The 15,197-nt window shown below is 71.3% G+C and carries 12 protein-coding genes; 10 read left to right on the forward strand and 2 right to left on the reverse strand.

Translation table 11 applies throughout. The annotated features are described in order from the left end of the window. Window positions 1-3 precede the first annotated feature (3 nt). From RKD23_RS38480 to RKD23_RS38520, 9 genes are all read left to right on the forward strand, one after another. Window positions 4-1,143 (forward strand): helix-turn-helix domain-containing protein, encoded by a 1,140-nt coding sequence (locus tag RKD23_RS38480; RefSeq protein ID WP_424857986.1) that lies wholly within the window; start codon window positions 4-6, stop codon window positions 1,141-1,143. A 205-nt stretch (window positions 1,144-1,348) separates the two neighbouring features. Further along, window positions 1,349-1,687, forward strand: a complete 339-nt coding sequence (locus tag RKD23_RS38485; RefSeq protein ID WP_424857987.1) for a thioredoxin family protein — start codon at window positions 1,349-1,351, stop codon at window positions 1,685-1,687. A gap of 536 nt (window positions 1,688-2,223) precedes the next feature. Then, on the forward strand, window positions 2,224-3,174 hold the full coding sequence (locus RKD23_RS38490) for an acyl-ACP desaturase (protein WP_424857988.1): 951 nt from the start codon (window positions 2,224-2,226) through the stop codon (window positions 3,172-3,174). Further along, entirely contained in the window at window positions 3,171-3,440 is a 270-nt protein-coding gene (locus tag RKD23_RS38495; RefSeq protein WP_424857989.1) for an acyl carrier protein, read from the forward strand. The genes RKD23_RS38490 and RKD23_RS38495 overlap by 4 nt, the downstream gene beginning before the upstream one ends. Beyond that, window positions 3,430-4,653, forward strand: a complete 1,224-nt coding sequence (locus tag RKD23_RS38500; protein WP_424857990.1) for a beta-ketoacyl-[acyl-carrier-protein] synthase family protein — start codon at window positions 3,430-3,432, stop codon at window positions 4,651-4,653. Before RKD23_RS38495 ends, RKD23_RS38500 begins: the two co-directional genes overlap by 11 nt. Before the next feature lie 53 nt (window positions 4,654-4,706). Beyond that, entirely contained in the window at window positions 4,707-6,830 is a 2,124-nt protein-coding gene (locus RKD23_RS38505; RefSeq protein WP_424857991.1) for an MMPL family transporter, read from the forward strand. A 5-nt stretch (window positions 6,831-6,835) separates the two neighbouring features. Next, on the forward strand, window positions 6,836-7,948 hold the full coding sequence (locus RKD23_RS38510) for a type III polyketide synthase (RefSeq protein ID WP_424857992.1): 1,113 nt from the start codon (window positions 6,836-6,838) through the stop codon (window positions 7,946-7,948). A gap of 59 nt (window positions 7,949-8,007) precedes the next feature. Next, window positions 8,008-8,940, forward strand: coding sequence for an acyl-ACP desaturase (locus RKD23_RS38515; protein WP_424857993.1), 933 nt, complete (start codon window positions 8,008-8,010; stop codon window positions 8,938-8,940). Between the two features lie 42 nt (window positions 8,941-8,982). Then, window positions 8,983-9,516, forward strand: coding sequence for an isoprenylcysteine carboxyl methyltransferase family protein (locus tag RKD23_RS38520; RefSeq protein ID WP_424857994.1), 534 nt, complete (start codon window positions 8,983-8,985; stop codon window positions 9,514-9,516). A gap of 487 nt (window positions 9,517-10,003) precedes the next feature. Here RKD23_RS38520 and RKD23_RS38525 read toward each other — a convergent pair whose 3' ends face one another. Next, entirely contained in the window at window positions 10,004-10,267 is a 264-nt protein-coding gene (locus tag RKD23_RS38525) for a hypothetical protein (protein ID WP_424857995.1), read from the reverse strand. Continuing rightward, window positions 10,264-10,863 carry an RICIN domain-containing protein gene (locus RKD23_RS38530; protein WP_424857996.1) on the reverse strand — a complete coding sequence of 200 codons (600 nt, stop codon included), beginning with the start codon at window positions 10,861-10,863 and terminating at the stop codon, window positions 10,264-10,266. Before RKD23_RS38530 ends, RKD23_RS38525 begins: the two co-directional genes overlap by 4 nt. Window positions 10,864-11,122: 259 nt before the next feature. On the opposite strand from RKD23_RS38530, the gene RKD23_RS38535 reads away from it, so the two are divergent. After that, window positions 11,123-14,956, forward strand: a complete 3,834-nt coding sequence (locus RKD23_RS38535) for a hypothetical protein (RefSeq protein WP_424857997.1) — start codon at window positions 11,123-11,125, stop codon at window positions 14,954-14,956. Window positions 14,957-15,197: the final 241 nt, after the last annotated feature.

A 15,197-nucleotide genomic window follows, 5' to 3' on the forward strand; every position in this document is an offset into this window, starting at 1 on the left:
AATGTGAGCCATGTGATGCGGAGGGCCAGTGAACTGGCCCTGGACGAGACGACGGTCACGGCACTTCGGGCCGCGCTGAAGACCACCGCCGACGAGGTCGTCCAGGCGATCATCGACGAGGTCCCTCCCTACGCCAACGCTCTCTCGGGCCACATGGGCGCCACCATCCGCCGAGCCGTCCGCACCGCCCTGGGGCACTACCTGGACCTCGCGAGCGGGAACGCCACGGGCGGCGACGGCGGTGACGCCGCCTACGAGCTGGGACGCGGCGAGGTCCGCGACGGCCGTTCGATGGACGCCCTGCTCAGCGCCTACCGCGTCGGTGCCCGCGTGGCCTGGCGATGCCTGGCAGCGGGGGCCGTACCCGCAGGGTTGCCCGCCGCCGAGGTCGCCAAGTTCGCCGAGCTGACCTTCGCCTACATCGACGAGCTCTCCGCCGCGAGCGCCGCGGGCCACGCCGACGAACTGGCTGCCCGCGGCAGAGAACACGAGCGCCATCTCGAGCACCTGGCCCGCGACCTCCTCGCCGGCGCGAGCCCGGACGTGCTGCTGGTCTCCGCTCAACGGGCCGGATGGCAGCCTCCCGGTTCGCTCACCGCGGTCCTGCTGCCGGCTGCCCAGGCCCGGCCCGCCTACCGCACACTCGACCCGAGCACCCTTGTCCTCGATGATCTGCCGGACGCCACAGGGGTGCTGCTCGTTCCCGACGCCGACCGACCACATCTCCTGCGGCAGCTGACCGACCGCACCGCCGTGGTCGGCCCGGCCCGGCCATGGACGCGCGCGTCCGCCTCGTACGCACGAGCCGCACGCGCGCGCTCCCTCTCCTCCGATATTCGCGACACCGAGGACCACCTGCCCCAGCTGGTGCTGAGCGCCGACGCGGACGCGCTCGCAGACCTGCGTGCCCGAGCCCTCGCACCCTTGCGGACCTTGCCTGCCGCGACCGCACGGCGGCTGGAGGAGACGTTGCGGGCGTGGCTGCTGCACCAGGGCAGGCGGGAAGAGGTGGCGGCCGAGTTGTTCGTCCATCCCCAGACGGTCCGGTACCGGATGTCGCAGCTGCGGGAGCTGTTTCCGGATCTCGCATCGCCGGACCGGGTCCTTGAACTGACGCTGGCGGTGGGTCTCCGGGGCAGCTGAGGCGAATGTCGACCGTCCACGACCGCGTCCGCGAGCGGTCCAGGAATCGTGCCTTGTTCTCCGTGCCATCGCTGGTTGATGCGGCCCCGGAGAAGAACAGGCATGCCCTTCCGACATGCCAGCCGTACGACCGACCGGGTCGGCTTGGCGCACCGCGCAAGGGATGATGGGGGGCGGAATGACGGAACGTGATGTCAGGAGCTTCATGGCGAAGCGGGTTCACCGGCCCCGTGAGGACGCGGAGTTCGATTTCATCCTCGGGATGAGCGGAGTTCCGGTCCTCGCCTACTTCATCGGGACATGGCCCAAGGCGATCGAGCCCTGCCGGATGATGGACCTCGTAGTGGGCGGCATCGCCGACGAGTACACGGGCCGCCTGACGGTGCTCCGCGCCGACATCACACGTTGTCCAGCCGCAACCGAGCGTTACGGGATCACCGGCGCCCCGTCCTGCGTTCTGCTGAAGGACGGAGAGGTGGTGGCGCACGGCACGGGGCCTATGAGCATCGCCGAGATGGGGAGCTTCCTGGACGGCCACCTGTGAGCGGCCGGTGCGGCACGTGGTCGCGACGCCCGTCGCGTCTGGGCCGTACAGATCGGCCTCACCGATCGGGGCGGCACCATGCTGGTCGACGAAGTCATCAATCCACTCGGAAACTCAGCGAGCCGCATAGCACCGAGTCGCGGGTGACCTCGCAAAGCGCCGGGTCATCGCGACGGTGACCATAACCGGGCCGTCCGCCACCACCGCACCGGTCACGGTGCTTCCGCTCGGACCCGCCCGTCCCGCCCCCCCCCGCGAGATGTGAGTTGACCAGCACAGCCCACCCCGGGATGCTCCTGCGGGGCCCCGCGCTGGACCTGTCAGGCGGTCGGCGCGTCGGCGACGACGTGTTGACGACCCTCCACCACGAACCAGCCGACCTGAAAGCGCTGGTCAGCCCTGCAACCTCGGCATGGCCCTACGATCACTAACGAGTGACAGATCGTTCCCTACACCCCTCGTCGGCGTTCACACAGTGACGCACAGATGCACAGATAGCGGGCAGGACAGGGGGAGGTGCGGGCGTGGTTGGCGCTATGGCGGAAGTCGTGCTGCGGGAACTGGAGCCATCGGTCGAGCGGCTGCTGGAGTGGCACCTTGCGGCTGCGCGTGACTGGCTGCCGCACCAGTTCGTGCCGTGGAGCGCAGCGCGGGACTTCGACGGGCCGCTGAAGGGTTCGGCCTGGGAATCGGCGCAGTCGACGCTGTCGCAGCCCGTGCAGGACGCGCTGATCATCAACCTCCTCACCGAGGACAACCTGCCCAGTTACCACTTCGAGATCGCGACCCGCTTCGGGCGGGACGGTGCCTGGGGCACCTGGATCCACCGATGGACGGCTGAGGAGGCCCGACACGCTGACGTCATGCGGGCCTATGTCCACGCCCGCCGGGCCGTCGACCCGGTGGCCCTGGAGGAGCTGCGGATGCGGCACGTCAGCACCGGGTACCGCAGTGACCTGCCGACCGTCCTGCACGCGCTGGCGTACGTCACCGTGCAGGAACTGGCGACCCACCGGGCCCACCGCAACGTCGGCGCGTCGTGCGGTGACCGGGTGGGCGAGCAGCTGATGGCCCGGATCGCGGCGGACGAGAACCTGCACATGCTGTTCTACCGGGGCCTGTACGCCGACGCGCTGCAGGGCTTCCCGGACGAGGCCCTGATGGCCCTGGCCGACGTGGTGTGTGACTTTCGGATGCCCGGGGCCGGGATCCCGGGGTTCGGGGCGCGGGCGGCGCGGGTCGCGGCGGCCGGCATCTTCAACCTCGACGTCCACCGCGAGTACGTGGTGGGGCCGCTGTTGCGTGCGCTTGGCGTGATGTCGACGACCGGGCTGGGTGCGGCCGGGAGACAGGCGCAGGATCGGCTCGGTCAGCACATGGTGTGGCTTGAGACGCAGGCCTCGCGCGCGCGTGACCTCTACGAACGGATGAACGCGGGCAGCGCCGCAGGGCCTCTCGCAGCGAGGAAACAGGAGACCCAGGCATGAGGCAAACGGCGGAAGGCGCGGCGGAGTCGGCCCTTCCCGAGGAGCTGTTGGCCCTGCTGACCGGCCATCTCAACGTAAAGGCGAATGCCGGTGAGCTCTCCGGCAGGACGACGTTCGAGAGTCTCGGCATGGACTCGCTGTCGCTGATGGAGTTGGTGGTGGCGGCGGAGGAGGAGTACGGGATCGTCCTGCCCGAGAACGCCCTGGACCTGAGCCCGTCGTCGACCCTGGGCGAGGCGGCTCGGGCGTTCGAGCATGGGCGCTGAGGTCGCGGTCACCGGGCTGGGGCTGGTGACTCCGGCCGGGCATACGGCGGCGGCGAACTGGGCGGCTCTGTGCCGGGGGCGCTCGCTGGCCGCGACGGATCCCGGCCTGGCGGGTCTGCCGGTCGACTTCTCCTGCCGGGTGACAGACTTCGACGCCGAGACGGAACTCGGCCGGGCGTCGGCGCGGCGGGTGGACCGCTTCATCCAGTTCGCCCTCGTCGCCGCCCGGCGGGCCGTCGCGGATGCACGCCTCGATCGCCGTTCCTGGGAGGCAGAGCGAGTCGGTGTCGTGCTGGGCGTGGGATCGAACAGTTTAAGTACGTACGTCACTGAGTTCGGCCACCTCGGCGCCGGGCGGCCGGAGCGGGTCTCGCCGCTCGCGCTCCCGCGCAGCGTTCCGAGCATGGCCGCGGGCGAGATCGCCATCGACCTGGGTGCGCGCGGACCCAACTTCACCACGGCCAGCGCCTGTGCGTCGGGCGCCACCGCGATCGGAGTGGCCCGGGACCTGCTGCGGTCCGGTACCTGCGACATCGTGCTGGCGGGCGGCAGCGAGTCGGCTCGCTCGCGCATGACGGCCACGTGCTTCACGCGGATGCGGGCGCTGTCCGGGCGCGGGGCGGAACCGGCCCTGGCCAGCCGGCCGTTCGATGCGCAACGTGACGGCTTCGTCCTGGGCGAGGGCGCTGCCATCCTCGTCCTGGAACGCGCCTGCGCGGCTCGGGCCCGCCGGGCTCCCGTGCTGGCGCTGCTGCGGGGTTACGGTGCGGGCGCCGACGCGCACCATCCCCTCGCCCCGCACCCGCGGGGCGACGGCGCGGTCCGCGCCATCCACACCGCTCTCGCCGACGCCGGGTGCGGGCCGGGGAACGTGGGCCACGTCAACGCGCACGGCACCTCCACGCCGCTGAACGACGCGGCCGAGGCGCGAGCTCTCGTCCGCGTCTTCGGTGACGATGGGCCGCCGGTCACCGCGTCCAAAGGTGTGATCGGGCACGCGCTGGGGGCGGCCGGGGCGATCCAGGCGGCGTACACGGTTCTCGCGCTGCGCCATGCGGCCGTCCCGCCGGTGGCGAACTTCGAAGGCCAGGACGGGGACTGCAAGCTGGACATCGTCGCCGGACGTCCCCGTCCCACGCGCGGCGACGCGGGGATCAGTTGCTCCTTCGGCTTCGGCGGCCAGAACGCCGTTCTGCTGTTCACGGCTTCCTAGTGGGGGCCAGACGAAGTGTCCGGGTCGGATGCGGGACGGAGACACACGGACGGATGCGGTGCAGGGCCTGGCTGGTGGTGGTGAGCGCGCTGCTGGCGGCGGTGTGTGCGGGGCTGCTGGCCCCGGTTGCCCTCTCGGCGCTCAGCACGGGCGGCGCGGTCGCGACGGACACGGAGGCGACGCGCGCCAGACGGCAGGCCGAGCGGCTCGGCGTGCCCTCGCCCGATCTGCTTTTGGCCGTTTCACAGCGCACCGGCGTTTCACAGCGCACCCGCGGTGAACGCGAGGCCGCCGTCCGGGACGGCACCACAGCGATGATGGAGATGCTGGCCGGGCAGCGCGACGTCAAGGCCGTGTGGTCGGCCCAGAGCACCGGTGACACGTGGCTGCGCTCCAAGGACGGACGGACCCTGCTGGTGGCCGTACGGCTCAAGGGGACGGACAAGGAACGCAAGCAGGTGGCGCCCGGTGTGGTGGCGGCGGCCCGCTCGGCCGTCCCAGGGACGCGGGTGGAGCCCAGCGGCGAGGTGTGGGCCAACCGGGAGATCGACGAGACCGTCGAGCGCGATCTGATCCGGGCCGAACTGCTGGCCGCGCCGGTACTCTTCGTCGTCCTGGTCTTCGCCTACGGGTCGGTGGTGTCCGCGCTGCTGCCCGTGGTCGTGGCCGCGCTGGCAATCGGCTGCACCATCCCGGTCCTGGGCCTGCTGGCACAGGTGACCGACGTGTCACGGGTCGCGGTGAACGCCGCCTCGGCGATCGGTTTCGGCCTGGCCGTCGATTACAGCCTCTTCCTGCTGGCCCGCGTACGGGAGGAGACCTCGCGGGGCGCGGACCTCCACACGGCGCTGGCGGCCGCTCGGCGCTCCAGCGGCCGGTCGGTCGCGTTCTCTGCCGCCGCCGTCACCGTATGTCTCGCCACCGCCCTTATGGTGCCAGTGCCGATGCTGCGCGCACTGTCCCTGGCGGGCATGATCGTCACCGTGCTTGCGGCGCTGGTCGCCCTGAGCGTGCTGCCCGCCTGTCTGCGGCTGCTCGGCCCCCGGGCCCAGGCATGGGATCCACTGGCGCGGTGGCGACGTGCCCGTACCGGGGACGGGAGTCGCTTCTGGCATCGCACGACGTCCGCGGTCACCGCACGACCCCTGCTGGCGGGCGGGCTGGCGGTGCTGCTACTGGCCCTGCTGGCCCTGCCCTTCACCCACGCACGGCTCGGCGTGGTGGACGAACGCACGCTGCGTTCGTCGGCTCCGGCCGCCGCCGCGGCCGAGCGTGTGCGCGCCGAGTTCACCGCGCCACCGGAGCGGCTTCTCACCGTGGTTGTCACCGGACCGGCAGCGACGGACGGTGCACCGGCGTACGGCGACCGACTCGCCCGTGTCCCGGGCATCACTGGTGTCCGTGTGGTGCGCGGGGCTCCGTCCGGTGAGGCGGTCGTGCTGCTGGCGGCCACGTCCGCCGCCCCCGGCACGCCGCAGGCGGACACCGTGGTGCGCAAGGTACGGCGGACTCCCGCGCCGGGAAGCGTGGCGGTGGGCGGACGAGCCGCGGAGGTCGTCGACACGGCGGACGCAGTCGTCGGCGCCCTCCCGTTGTGCCTGCTTCTTCTGGCCGCGGGGCTCCTGGTCCTCCTCAGCGTCTTCACCCGCACCCTGATTGCCCCCCTGAAAGCTCTGATCGTGGCCGCCGCCAGCCTCGCGGCGAGCCTCGGCGCGCTCGTCGTCCTCTTCCAGGACGGCCAGGGCAGCGCAGTACTCGGCCACTTCACGTCGACGGGAACGCTGGATGCCTCGACGCTGCTGTTCGTCCTGTTCATCGCGCTCGCCCTGTCGGTGGACTACGAGGTCTTCCTGCTCGGCCGCATCCGGGAGGAGTACGACCGCTGTGGCGACAACCGCGCCTCGATCATTGAGGGCGTCGCCCGCACCGGTCGGCTGATGACGTCCGCCGCGGCAGCTGTGGCGATCTCGACCGCGGCCATGGCCACCTCCCATGTCGCCCTGCTCAAGTTCATCGGCATCGGCGTCGCGCTCGGCGCGCTCGTGGACGCCGTTCTGGTGCGGGGAGTTCTGGTGCCCGCCGTCATGGCGGCCCTTGGTCCGGCCAACTGGTGGGCCCCGGCCTGTATCAAGTCCCCTTTGTTGATCACTACACCTGTGAAGAAGGGCGGAAGCTGATGTTGATGCGTCAGGCGACACATGACCGCACACGGCAGCCGGCGGCCGCCGCACCCCAGGTGGTGGCCGTCCACACGGTCTTCCCGCCACACCGATACCGGCAGGAAGAGATCTTGGCCGCCCTGGCCCGCACGACGCTGCTGGAGTCCGAGATGGGCCCTGTGGTGCTCCGCAAGATCCAGGCCAACTCGGGTGTGGAGACCCGCTCGCTGTCCCTGCCCTTGGAGAAGCTTGTCGATCTCGCCCGGCGGGAGGACTTCACCGAGCAGAACCGCGTCTGGCTCGACGCCGCCATGGACTTGGGGGAACGGGCGCTGATCGGCGCGCTGCGCACCTCAGGCATCCAGCCGGAGGAGGTCGACGCCGTGATCAGCACCACCGTCACCGGGCTGGCCGTGCCGTCGTTGGAGGCTCGGCTCGCCCACCGGGTCGGGCTGCGGCCGGACGTCAAACGTATTCCGCTGTTCGGCAGCGGCTGCGCCGGAGGCGCCGCAGGTCTGGCCCGGCTCCATGACTACCTACGGGCCCACCCCGACCAAGTGGCCGTCCTGCTCGCCGTGGAACTGTGCACACTGGCGTACCAGCTCAAGGACGGCTCCGTGGCGAACATCGTCGCCGGCAGCCTCTTCGGGGACGGCGCGGCCGCCGTCGTGACCGTCGGAGCCCACCGGGACGGCGGTCCGGCCGGACCTGAGCTCGTGGACACCCACAGCCTGCTGGTCCCCGGCACCGAGGACGTCCTTGGCTGGGACGTCGGCTCCCACGGCTTCCGCATCCTGCTGTCGCCCGAGATTCCGACGCTCACGGAAAAACACCTGCCCACGGCCGTCCAAAGCCTCCTCGCGCGACATGCGCTGACGCCGCATCAGGTCGCGAGCTGGATCATCCACGGCGGCGGACCGAAGGTCTTCACCGCTGTACAGCACGCCCTGGACCTCCCGCCGGGCGCCCTGGAGCTCACCCGGCGTTCCGTGGCCGAGCGGGGCAACCTCTCGTCCGTCTCCGTACTGGACATCCTGCACGCGGCCATGGAGACACCGCCGCCCGCGAACGCACCCGGCGTGGTCGCCGCCATGGGACCGGGGTTCGCCATCGAACTGGTCCTCCTGCGCTGGTAGGGGGCCGCCCGCCGCCACCGAAACCCGCCGACCGCATGACTAGAAGGGTGTCACGGACCGTGCCCGCCATCCCCGCAGACGTACGCATCCTGATCGACCTCGAACCGGTCGTCTCCGACGCCCTCGACACGCATTACCGGACTACCGTCGACTGGTACCCGCACCAGTACGTCCCGTGGAGCCAGGGCCGTGACTACGACGGGCTCCTCGAAGGAGAGCCATGGGACCCCTCCCAGCAGAAACTGAACGCGGCCGCTCGGGACGGGCTCCTCTACAGTCTGCTCGCCGAAGAGAACCTGCCCAGTTACCACCGGGTGATCGGGGAAATGCTGTCGCTCGACGGCCCTTGGGGCGTCTGGGTCAATCGATGGACCGTGGAGGAGGCCAGGCACGGAACCGCTATCCGCGACTACCTCGTGGTCACACGCAGTGCCGATCCGGTGCTTTTGGAGGACGCCCGCGCCGCGCATGTGCAGCACGGCTACCAGATCGACTACCGCGGCGACCTCATCGCCTCTCTGGTCTACGTCACCATCCAGGAACTCGGCACCCGCGTCAGCTACCAGGGAATCCGTCGGCTGTGCGACGAACCGGCGTGCGAGGCGCTCATGCGGCGCATCGCCCATGACGAGAACCGGCACATGCTCTTCTACCGGACCATCCTCCAGGCGTGTATGCGTATGCACCCCGACCGGACACTTCAGGCCGTGGCCAGAGTCCTCAAGACATTCCGTCCCCCCGCCCACGCCGCACCAGGCTCCGGGCGACTGATCAGCTCCATGGCCAGGTCGGGCATCCTCTCACCGGAGAACTACTACAAGGACATCGCCCTTCCCTTCGTCCGCATGCTCGGCGCGCTCGACACCACAGGACTTGCACCGGTCGGACAGCAGGCCCAGGAAAGGATCGCCGCCCACATGGAGGAATCAGCGGACCGCGCCGGCAGATACCGCGCCCTGGCCGAACGCCTCAACCGACTCGCGACCGCTTAAGACGAGGATTCCGCCGTCCGAGAGTGAGAAGGACGATCCGACATGTCCCTGGGCTGGGTAACGATCCCCTTGAGTCTGTTCGCTCTCATGACCGCCGTGGCCGTCGTGCGTCTGGTCGAACTGGCAAACGCCCGCCGCAACGCGCGCTGGGCCATAGACCGCGGCGGCCTCGAGTACGGGCAACGCCATTACCCCGTCATGATCACCCTTCATGTCGGCCTGCTCGTCGGGACCGTTGCAGAGGTGGCCCTCACCGACCGCGCCTTCGTCCCTCTGATCGGCTGGCCGGCGCTGGCCGTCCTCATCCTCGTGCAGGCAGGTCGCGCCTGGTGCATGAGGGCGCTCGGCCCCCGATGGAACACCCGTGTCATCGTCGTGCCCGGGCTACCGCTGGTCACCACCGGGCCCTACCGCTGGATGCGGCACCCCAACTACCTCATCGTCCTGTTCGAGGGCATCGCCCTGCCCCTCGTCCACACCGCATGGATTACCGCCATGCTCTTCACCATCGCCAACACACCTTGGCTCGTCGTCCGCGTCCGCACGGAGAACGCGGTGCTATGGCCTGCGGTGTGACCAGCGACGCGGGGCAGTTCGTGGAGCTGTTCGCCGACTTCGTCGCCGGACCCCTGCTGTTCGCGCTGCGCGTCTCCTACCCGCACATCGCCGTGAGCGTCGACCCGCGAGGCCCCCGCGCGTGTACCTGCGGGATGCGTGTCGGCCGCTGCGCGCAGGCCGAATGGACGGGGCGCAAGTCGGCGTGGCGGAAGCCCAGGCCGCCCGAGCCCACGGCATCCGCACGCTCCTCACCCCGGCCCCCGCCCAGCCGCTGCCCGTCGAACTCCTCCCGACGACCGAAGGGTTTTCCACCTGCGGAGTGCGCGTGGCCGAGGACACAGCGGTCGAGCTGGTCCACCTTGCCGACCATGAGAACAGCACCGTCATCAGTGTTCCCGCCTCCGCAGCTCCTCAGATTTTCGGCGGCGGCCTGTCGGCCAGGGCGGCAGGCCGCGGTCGTGGGGACCGCGGCCTGCCAGAGCTGTGCGGGCTGAGTTCGGTTGAACTAGTAGGTGGGGCCGGTGCGCGGCTGCTCCGCGGCCCGGCGTGCCTGCTCCTCCGCCAGCCGCGCCTGGAACTCGGCCTCCCTGCGGGCCATGAACTCCGCGTGCTCACGCTCCTGGCGCTGGCGCATCTCCTCGTGGATGCGGATCTCGTCGTCGCTGAGCGGCATGATGCTGCCCTTCTCTTCGTCAGCCGTGTCGATGGATTCGGTGAACTCGGTGGTGTGGGTGGTGCGGACGCACCGGGCGTGCGGACGGGCTGTCACGAGTACCAGTAGTGGTCCCGCCACGTGCCGCACGGCCATTGGATGACCTTCGCCCCGGCGGCCGTGCTGCCGCCGGCGACGGCCAGGCACTGGCCGCTGTTGTAGTTGACCAGCTGGCTGCCGGCCGAGGTGTTGCGGACGCCCCAGTAGTGGTCCCGCCAGGTGCCGCACGGCCACTGGATGACCTGTGTGCCGGCCGTGGTGCTACCGCCGGGGACAGCCAGGCACTGGTGGCTGTTGAGGTTCTCCAGGCGGTAGTAGTTCACGCCGCCGCTGGAGAAGGCGTACTGGAAGGACCAGTAGTGGTCGTTCCAGCTGCCGCACGGCCACTGGGCCAGCCCCGTTCCGGCGGTCGTGCTGCCGCCGGGGACGGACAGGCACTGGTTGCTGTTGACGTTGATGACGTGGGTGTACGTGGCGGCTGCCGCCAGCTGACGGGTGTTCCGGGAGACCCCGGTGGAGTCGGCACCTGCTGCCGTCTCCTGTCGGGCGGCCTGTGCCGGCGCGGCCGGGAGGGCCTGCGCGGTGCCGGATGTGAACAGCAGAGCGGCCGAGCAGGCGAGGGCCGCGGCGGTGCGAGTGAGTAGCGAAACCATGCACGCTCCTTGCGTGAGTCGTCGGTGGAGTGGAGGCGGTAGGGGGGCCGTACCGACCCGTCGCCGGGCCGGTCGGCGGGCCCGAACGCCCCGCCGCAACCAGGTTTTCGCTGGTGGGAGTTGTTGCGCAGCCCCGCTCCGGGACGTGAATCAATCCGTCGGCCGAGGTCGGGTACGGCGGGAAATCGCCTTATCGTCCCCGGCGGGGCCCGATTGGGTGGGTGATCGCAGTGGTTCGAGTGGGTGGGAGAGGTCGGGCGTGGGACGTCAGGAGAAGCCGTTGGACGCGGCGGCGGGTCCGGTTCCGGCGTTCGCCGCGGAGCTGCGCGAGCTGCGCCGAGCGGCGGGCACGCCGACCTACGGCGCGATGGCGCGCCGCACCCGCTACTCGGCGGCCACGCTGTCGCGGGCCGCGGCCGGTGAGCAACTGCCCTCTCTGGCGGTGCTGCTGGAGTACGTGCGGCTGTGCGGCGGCGACCCCGGCCAGTGGGAGAAGCGCTGGCACCGCGCCCACGAGGAGGTGTCCGGCCGGCCACAGGAGATGGACGCCTCCGACAGCCCGTATCGGGGGCTGGCCCGATTCGAGCCAGGTGACCAGGAGCTGTTCTTCGGGCGGGAGCGCCTGCTTGACCAACTCACGACGCTGGTGCACGCCCACCGTCTGGTCGTCGTCCTCGGCCCGTCGGGCAGCGGCAAGTCCTCCCTGCTGCGTGCCGGTCTCGTCCCCCGGCTGCGTACGCCCGACCCGGACGGTCACGCCCGGCCCGCTGCCGTACGGATCCTGACCCCTGGTGAGCACCCGTTGCAGCGTCACAGCCAGGCGCTGAAGGCGGCGTCGGGAGACGGCGACACCTGGCTGATCGTCGACCAGGCGGAGGAGGTCTTCACGCTCTGCCATGACCGCGACGAGCGAGACGGCTTTCTCGCCGCGCTCCTGGAAGCCGGATCACCTACAGGCCGGCTCCGGATCGTGCTGGGCGTGCGGGCCGACTTCTACGGCCACTGCCTGCGCCACCCCGGGCTCGCAGCGGCCATCGGTGAAGCCTGCCTACCGGTGGGCCCCCTGAGCCCCGACGAACTGCGCCGCGTGATCACCGCGCCGGCCGCCACCCGCGGGCACGTGGTCGAACGGGCCCTGACCGCCCGCCTGCTGGAGGACGCCGCGGCTGAGGAGGTCGCACTTCCGCTCGTCTCGCACGCGCTGCTGGAGACATGGCGGCGACGGCGCGGCCGTACGCTCACGCTCGACGCCTACACCGGCACCGGGGGCCTCAAGGGCGCCATTGCCCGCACCGCCGAGGCCGCCTATCACGAGCTGGACGCCCGGCAGGCGGACGTCGCCAGATCGCTGCTGCTGCGTCTGGTCGCCCCGGGGCTCGGCACCGCCGACACCCGGCGCCCCGCCGCCCGCGACGAGCTGGAGGCGGTCCGTCCGAAGGAGGCGGCCGCCGTCCTCGAACGGCTTGCCAAGGCCCGTCTGATCACCTTCGGCGACGGCACCGTCGAACTCGCCCACGAGGCGCTGATCACCGCCTGGCCCCGGCTGCACGGATGGATCGAGGAGAGCCGGGAACAGCTGCGTACCCACCGCAGGCTCACCAGCGACGCCTGCTCCTGGAACGAGCTGGGGCGCGACCCAGGCGCGCTGGCCCCCGCCGCGGTGCTGGCGGCCTTCCGCGCCCTGGCCGACGCGGACGTGGGCACCCATCTCACCCCGGTGGAGCGGGAGTTCGTCGAAGCAGGCGTCGCCGCTCAGCGCCGGACCCGGCGCCGGCGGCGCGTCCTCACCGCCGGTGTGGCCGTACTCGCCGTCCTGGCCGTCGTGGCGGGCACTCTGGCCTGGCAGCAGAACCGGGAGGGAGAACGCAGGCGCGCCCTGTCGGCCGCCCTGCGCACGGTGGCGCTCGCCGAGAACATGCGCGGAATCGACCCCGTCACCGCCGCCCGGCTGAGCATCGCCGCCTGGCGGCTGGCCCCCACCAAGGAGACGCGGGCGGCGGTGCTGGCCGCCGCGACGCAAGCGTGGGAGCCGGAGTTCTCCCCTGTACGCGGCGACGCCCGCGACCAGCGGGCCGAACTCAGTCCCGACGGCAGCACCCTGATCCTGCAGAAAGGCGACCGCATCGAACGGTGGGACCTGCGCACCCACCGTCGTACGGCCGCCCACGTCCTGCCCGGCGCCCCCGAGCCGCTGCCGCCGTCCGATGCCCCGCTGGGCGATGGCAGCCTCGACCCACGGCGGCTGCGGCTCAGCCCGGACGGGCGCAGCGCCGTGGCCGTGCACCCCCGTACTCCCACCCGCCGCGAGCAGGACGCGGGCATGAGACCTGACGGCTCCTTGCTCCTGGGCTGGGAACGGCTGGACGTCTGGAGCCTGCCCTCGGGCGAGCGGCGCGTCCTGCGCCGAGCCGGCCCGGACGTCCTCGGCGTGCACTGGAGCGCGGACGGCCGCCACCTCGCAGTCGATGCCGGGCCCCGCGCCGAACTCTGGGACACGCGCGCCGGCAGGCGGAAGCTGTCGGTACCCGGACTGGTCTACGGCAACGCCGCCGCCGTGAGTCCCGACGGCCGCTGGCTCGCTCTGTGCGCGCCCGACGGGCAGGCCGTCGTCTGGGACGTCAACCGGCGCGCACCGCACTTCAGCCGCCCCTCCGAGCGCCGGTCGCTCGCGGAGCCCGACAGCGCCCGCTGCCGCCCCGGCACCTTCCGCTTCGGCCCGGACAACGACACCCTGCTGATTCGGTCGGACACAGGCATCGAGCAGCGCCGACTGTCCCGCAGGGAGTTCCAGACCATCGACGAACCGGGCGCCGAGGACCTCGCCTTCAGCGCGGACGGCAAGTTCGTGGCCGTTCTGAAGAAGGACAGCGTCGCCCTGTGGCGAGTGGCCGAGCACGAGTGGCGCCTGCTGCAGCGGGTGTCTTTGACGGAGGAGGCGCCCACCGACGTCCGCGTGGACGTCGAGGGCGGCAGTCTGCGCTTCCTCGGCGCCGGCGGGTTGACCGTGCGCACCCTCGCGCTCGGCCAGGCCGTGCGCGCCGACTGGCGTGAACGTCCGGGCGACGCCGTCTACCTCAGCCCAGACGGGGAGCACCTGGTCACCCACCGGGCGCGAGGCGTCCGGCACACTTTCCAGCTGCGTGGCCTGAGCGACGGCAGGCTGCTGGCAGAACTGCCCTCCCTGACCCTGCCGCGCCCCGCCCGGGACGAGGGCGGCGCGCATGTGACCGGATCCTTCAGCGCGGACGGGCGGCTGTTCGCATACGGAGCCGTTCTGGACGAGCGGGCGGCGACCCGGGTGAAGGTGTGGGACGTACGCCGGCACCGTGCGGCCGCCGATGTGGTGCAGCCGACGGACGGGCCGCGGCCACTTGTCTACCAGCCCGCGCTCGTTGACGATCGGCCGGTCGTCTACGCGCTGACGGCCGCCGCCCTGTGGGACCTCACCCGCTCCCGACGCGTGCAGGGGCCGTCCGTCGTCCCTGAGAGCGTCATCTCGGAGTACCCGTTCCTCCCACCGCTGGCCGTCCACCCGGACGGCACACTGCTCACCGTCGGGGACGGCACCGTCATCGGCCTTCCGGACGGCCGGGTGCTACGCCGGCCGGACGCCCGGACAGGCGGCCAGGCCATGGCCTTCAGCGCGGACGGCCGGCTGTACGCCCGAGCCGACCACACCGGGCGCATCTCGCTGTTCGACGGCCGTGCGGACATCCGGCTGGGCGTCCTCACCGACGACGCTTCCCCCGGGCAGCCGCCCGGGCAGGCCGCGCACATCACCGCGCTCGCCTTCTCCGCCGACGGCACCACTTTGGCCACCGGTGACGACCGAGGCGACGTCCGCCTGTGGGACACCGGATCGCTCCAGGCCCTGGGTGACTCCCTGCCCACGCCCGGCGACGCCGTCACCGCGCTGACTTTCGCGCACAACGGCACCACACTGCACAGTAAGGGGGAGCACACCCCCGCCCGGACCCACCCGCTCACGCCCGAGGCCCTGCTGCCCGAACTTTGTGACCGGTTCGGCGGAGGCCTGTCGCCGCGCGAGTGGCGCGCCCGGATCCCCGACGTGCCGTACCGGGCGACTTGCTGAGCGGATGCCTCCTGGGGCGCTGGAGGCATCCGCGAGCGCGGGGAGCTCCGGTCGCCCCGATGGAGTCGGCCCAGGTCATAGGGTCACCTGCGGGGGCACAGGGAGCACAGTCGTGATTACCAGCGTGCGGCAATCGTCACGGGTCCATCCCCGCGGGCGCGGGGAACAAAAGGTGCGGCGGCCGTTGTCGATCTCTTGGAGCCTTTCGGGCAGTGGCAAGCCCGTGTTTCGTACCGTCTCC

The sequence above is a fragment of the Streptomyces sp. SAI-170 genome, assembly GCF_049739565.1.
Classification (GTDB): domain Bacteria; phylum Actinomycetota; class Actinomycetes; order Streptomycetales; family Streptomycetaceae; genus Streptomyces.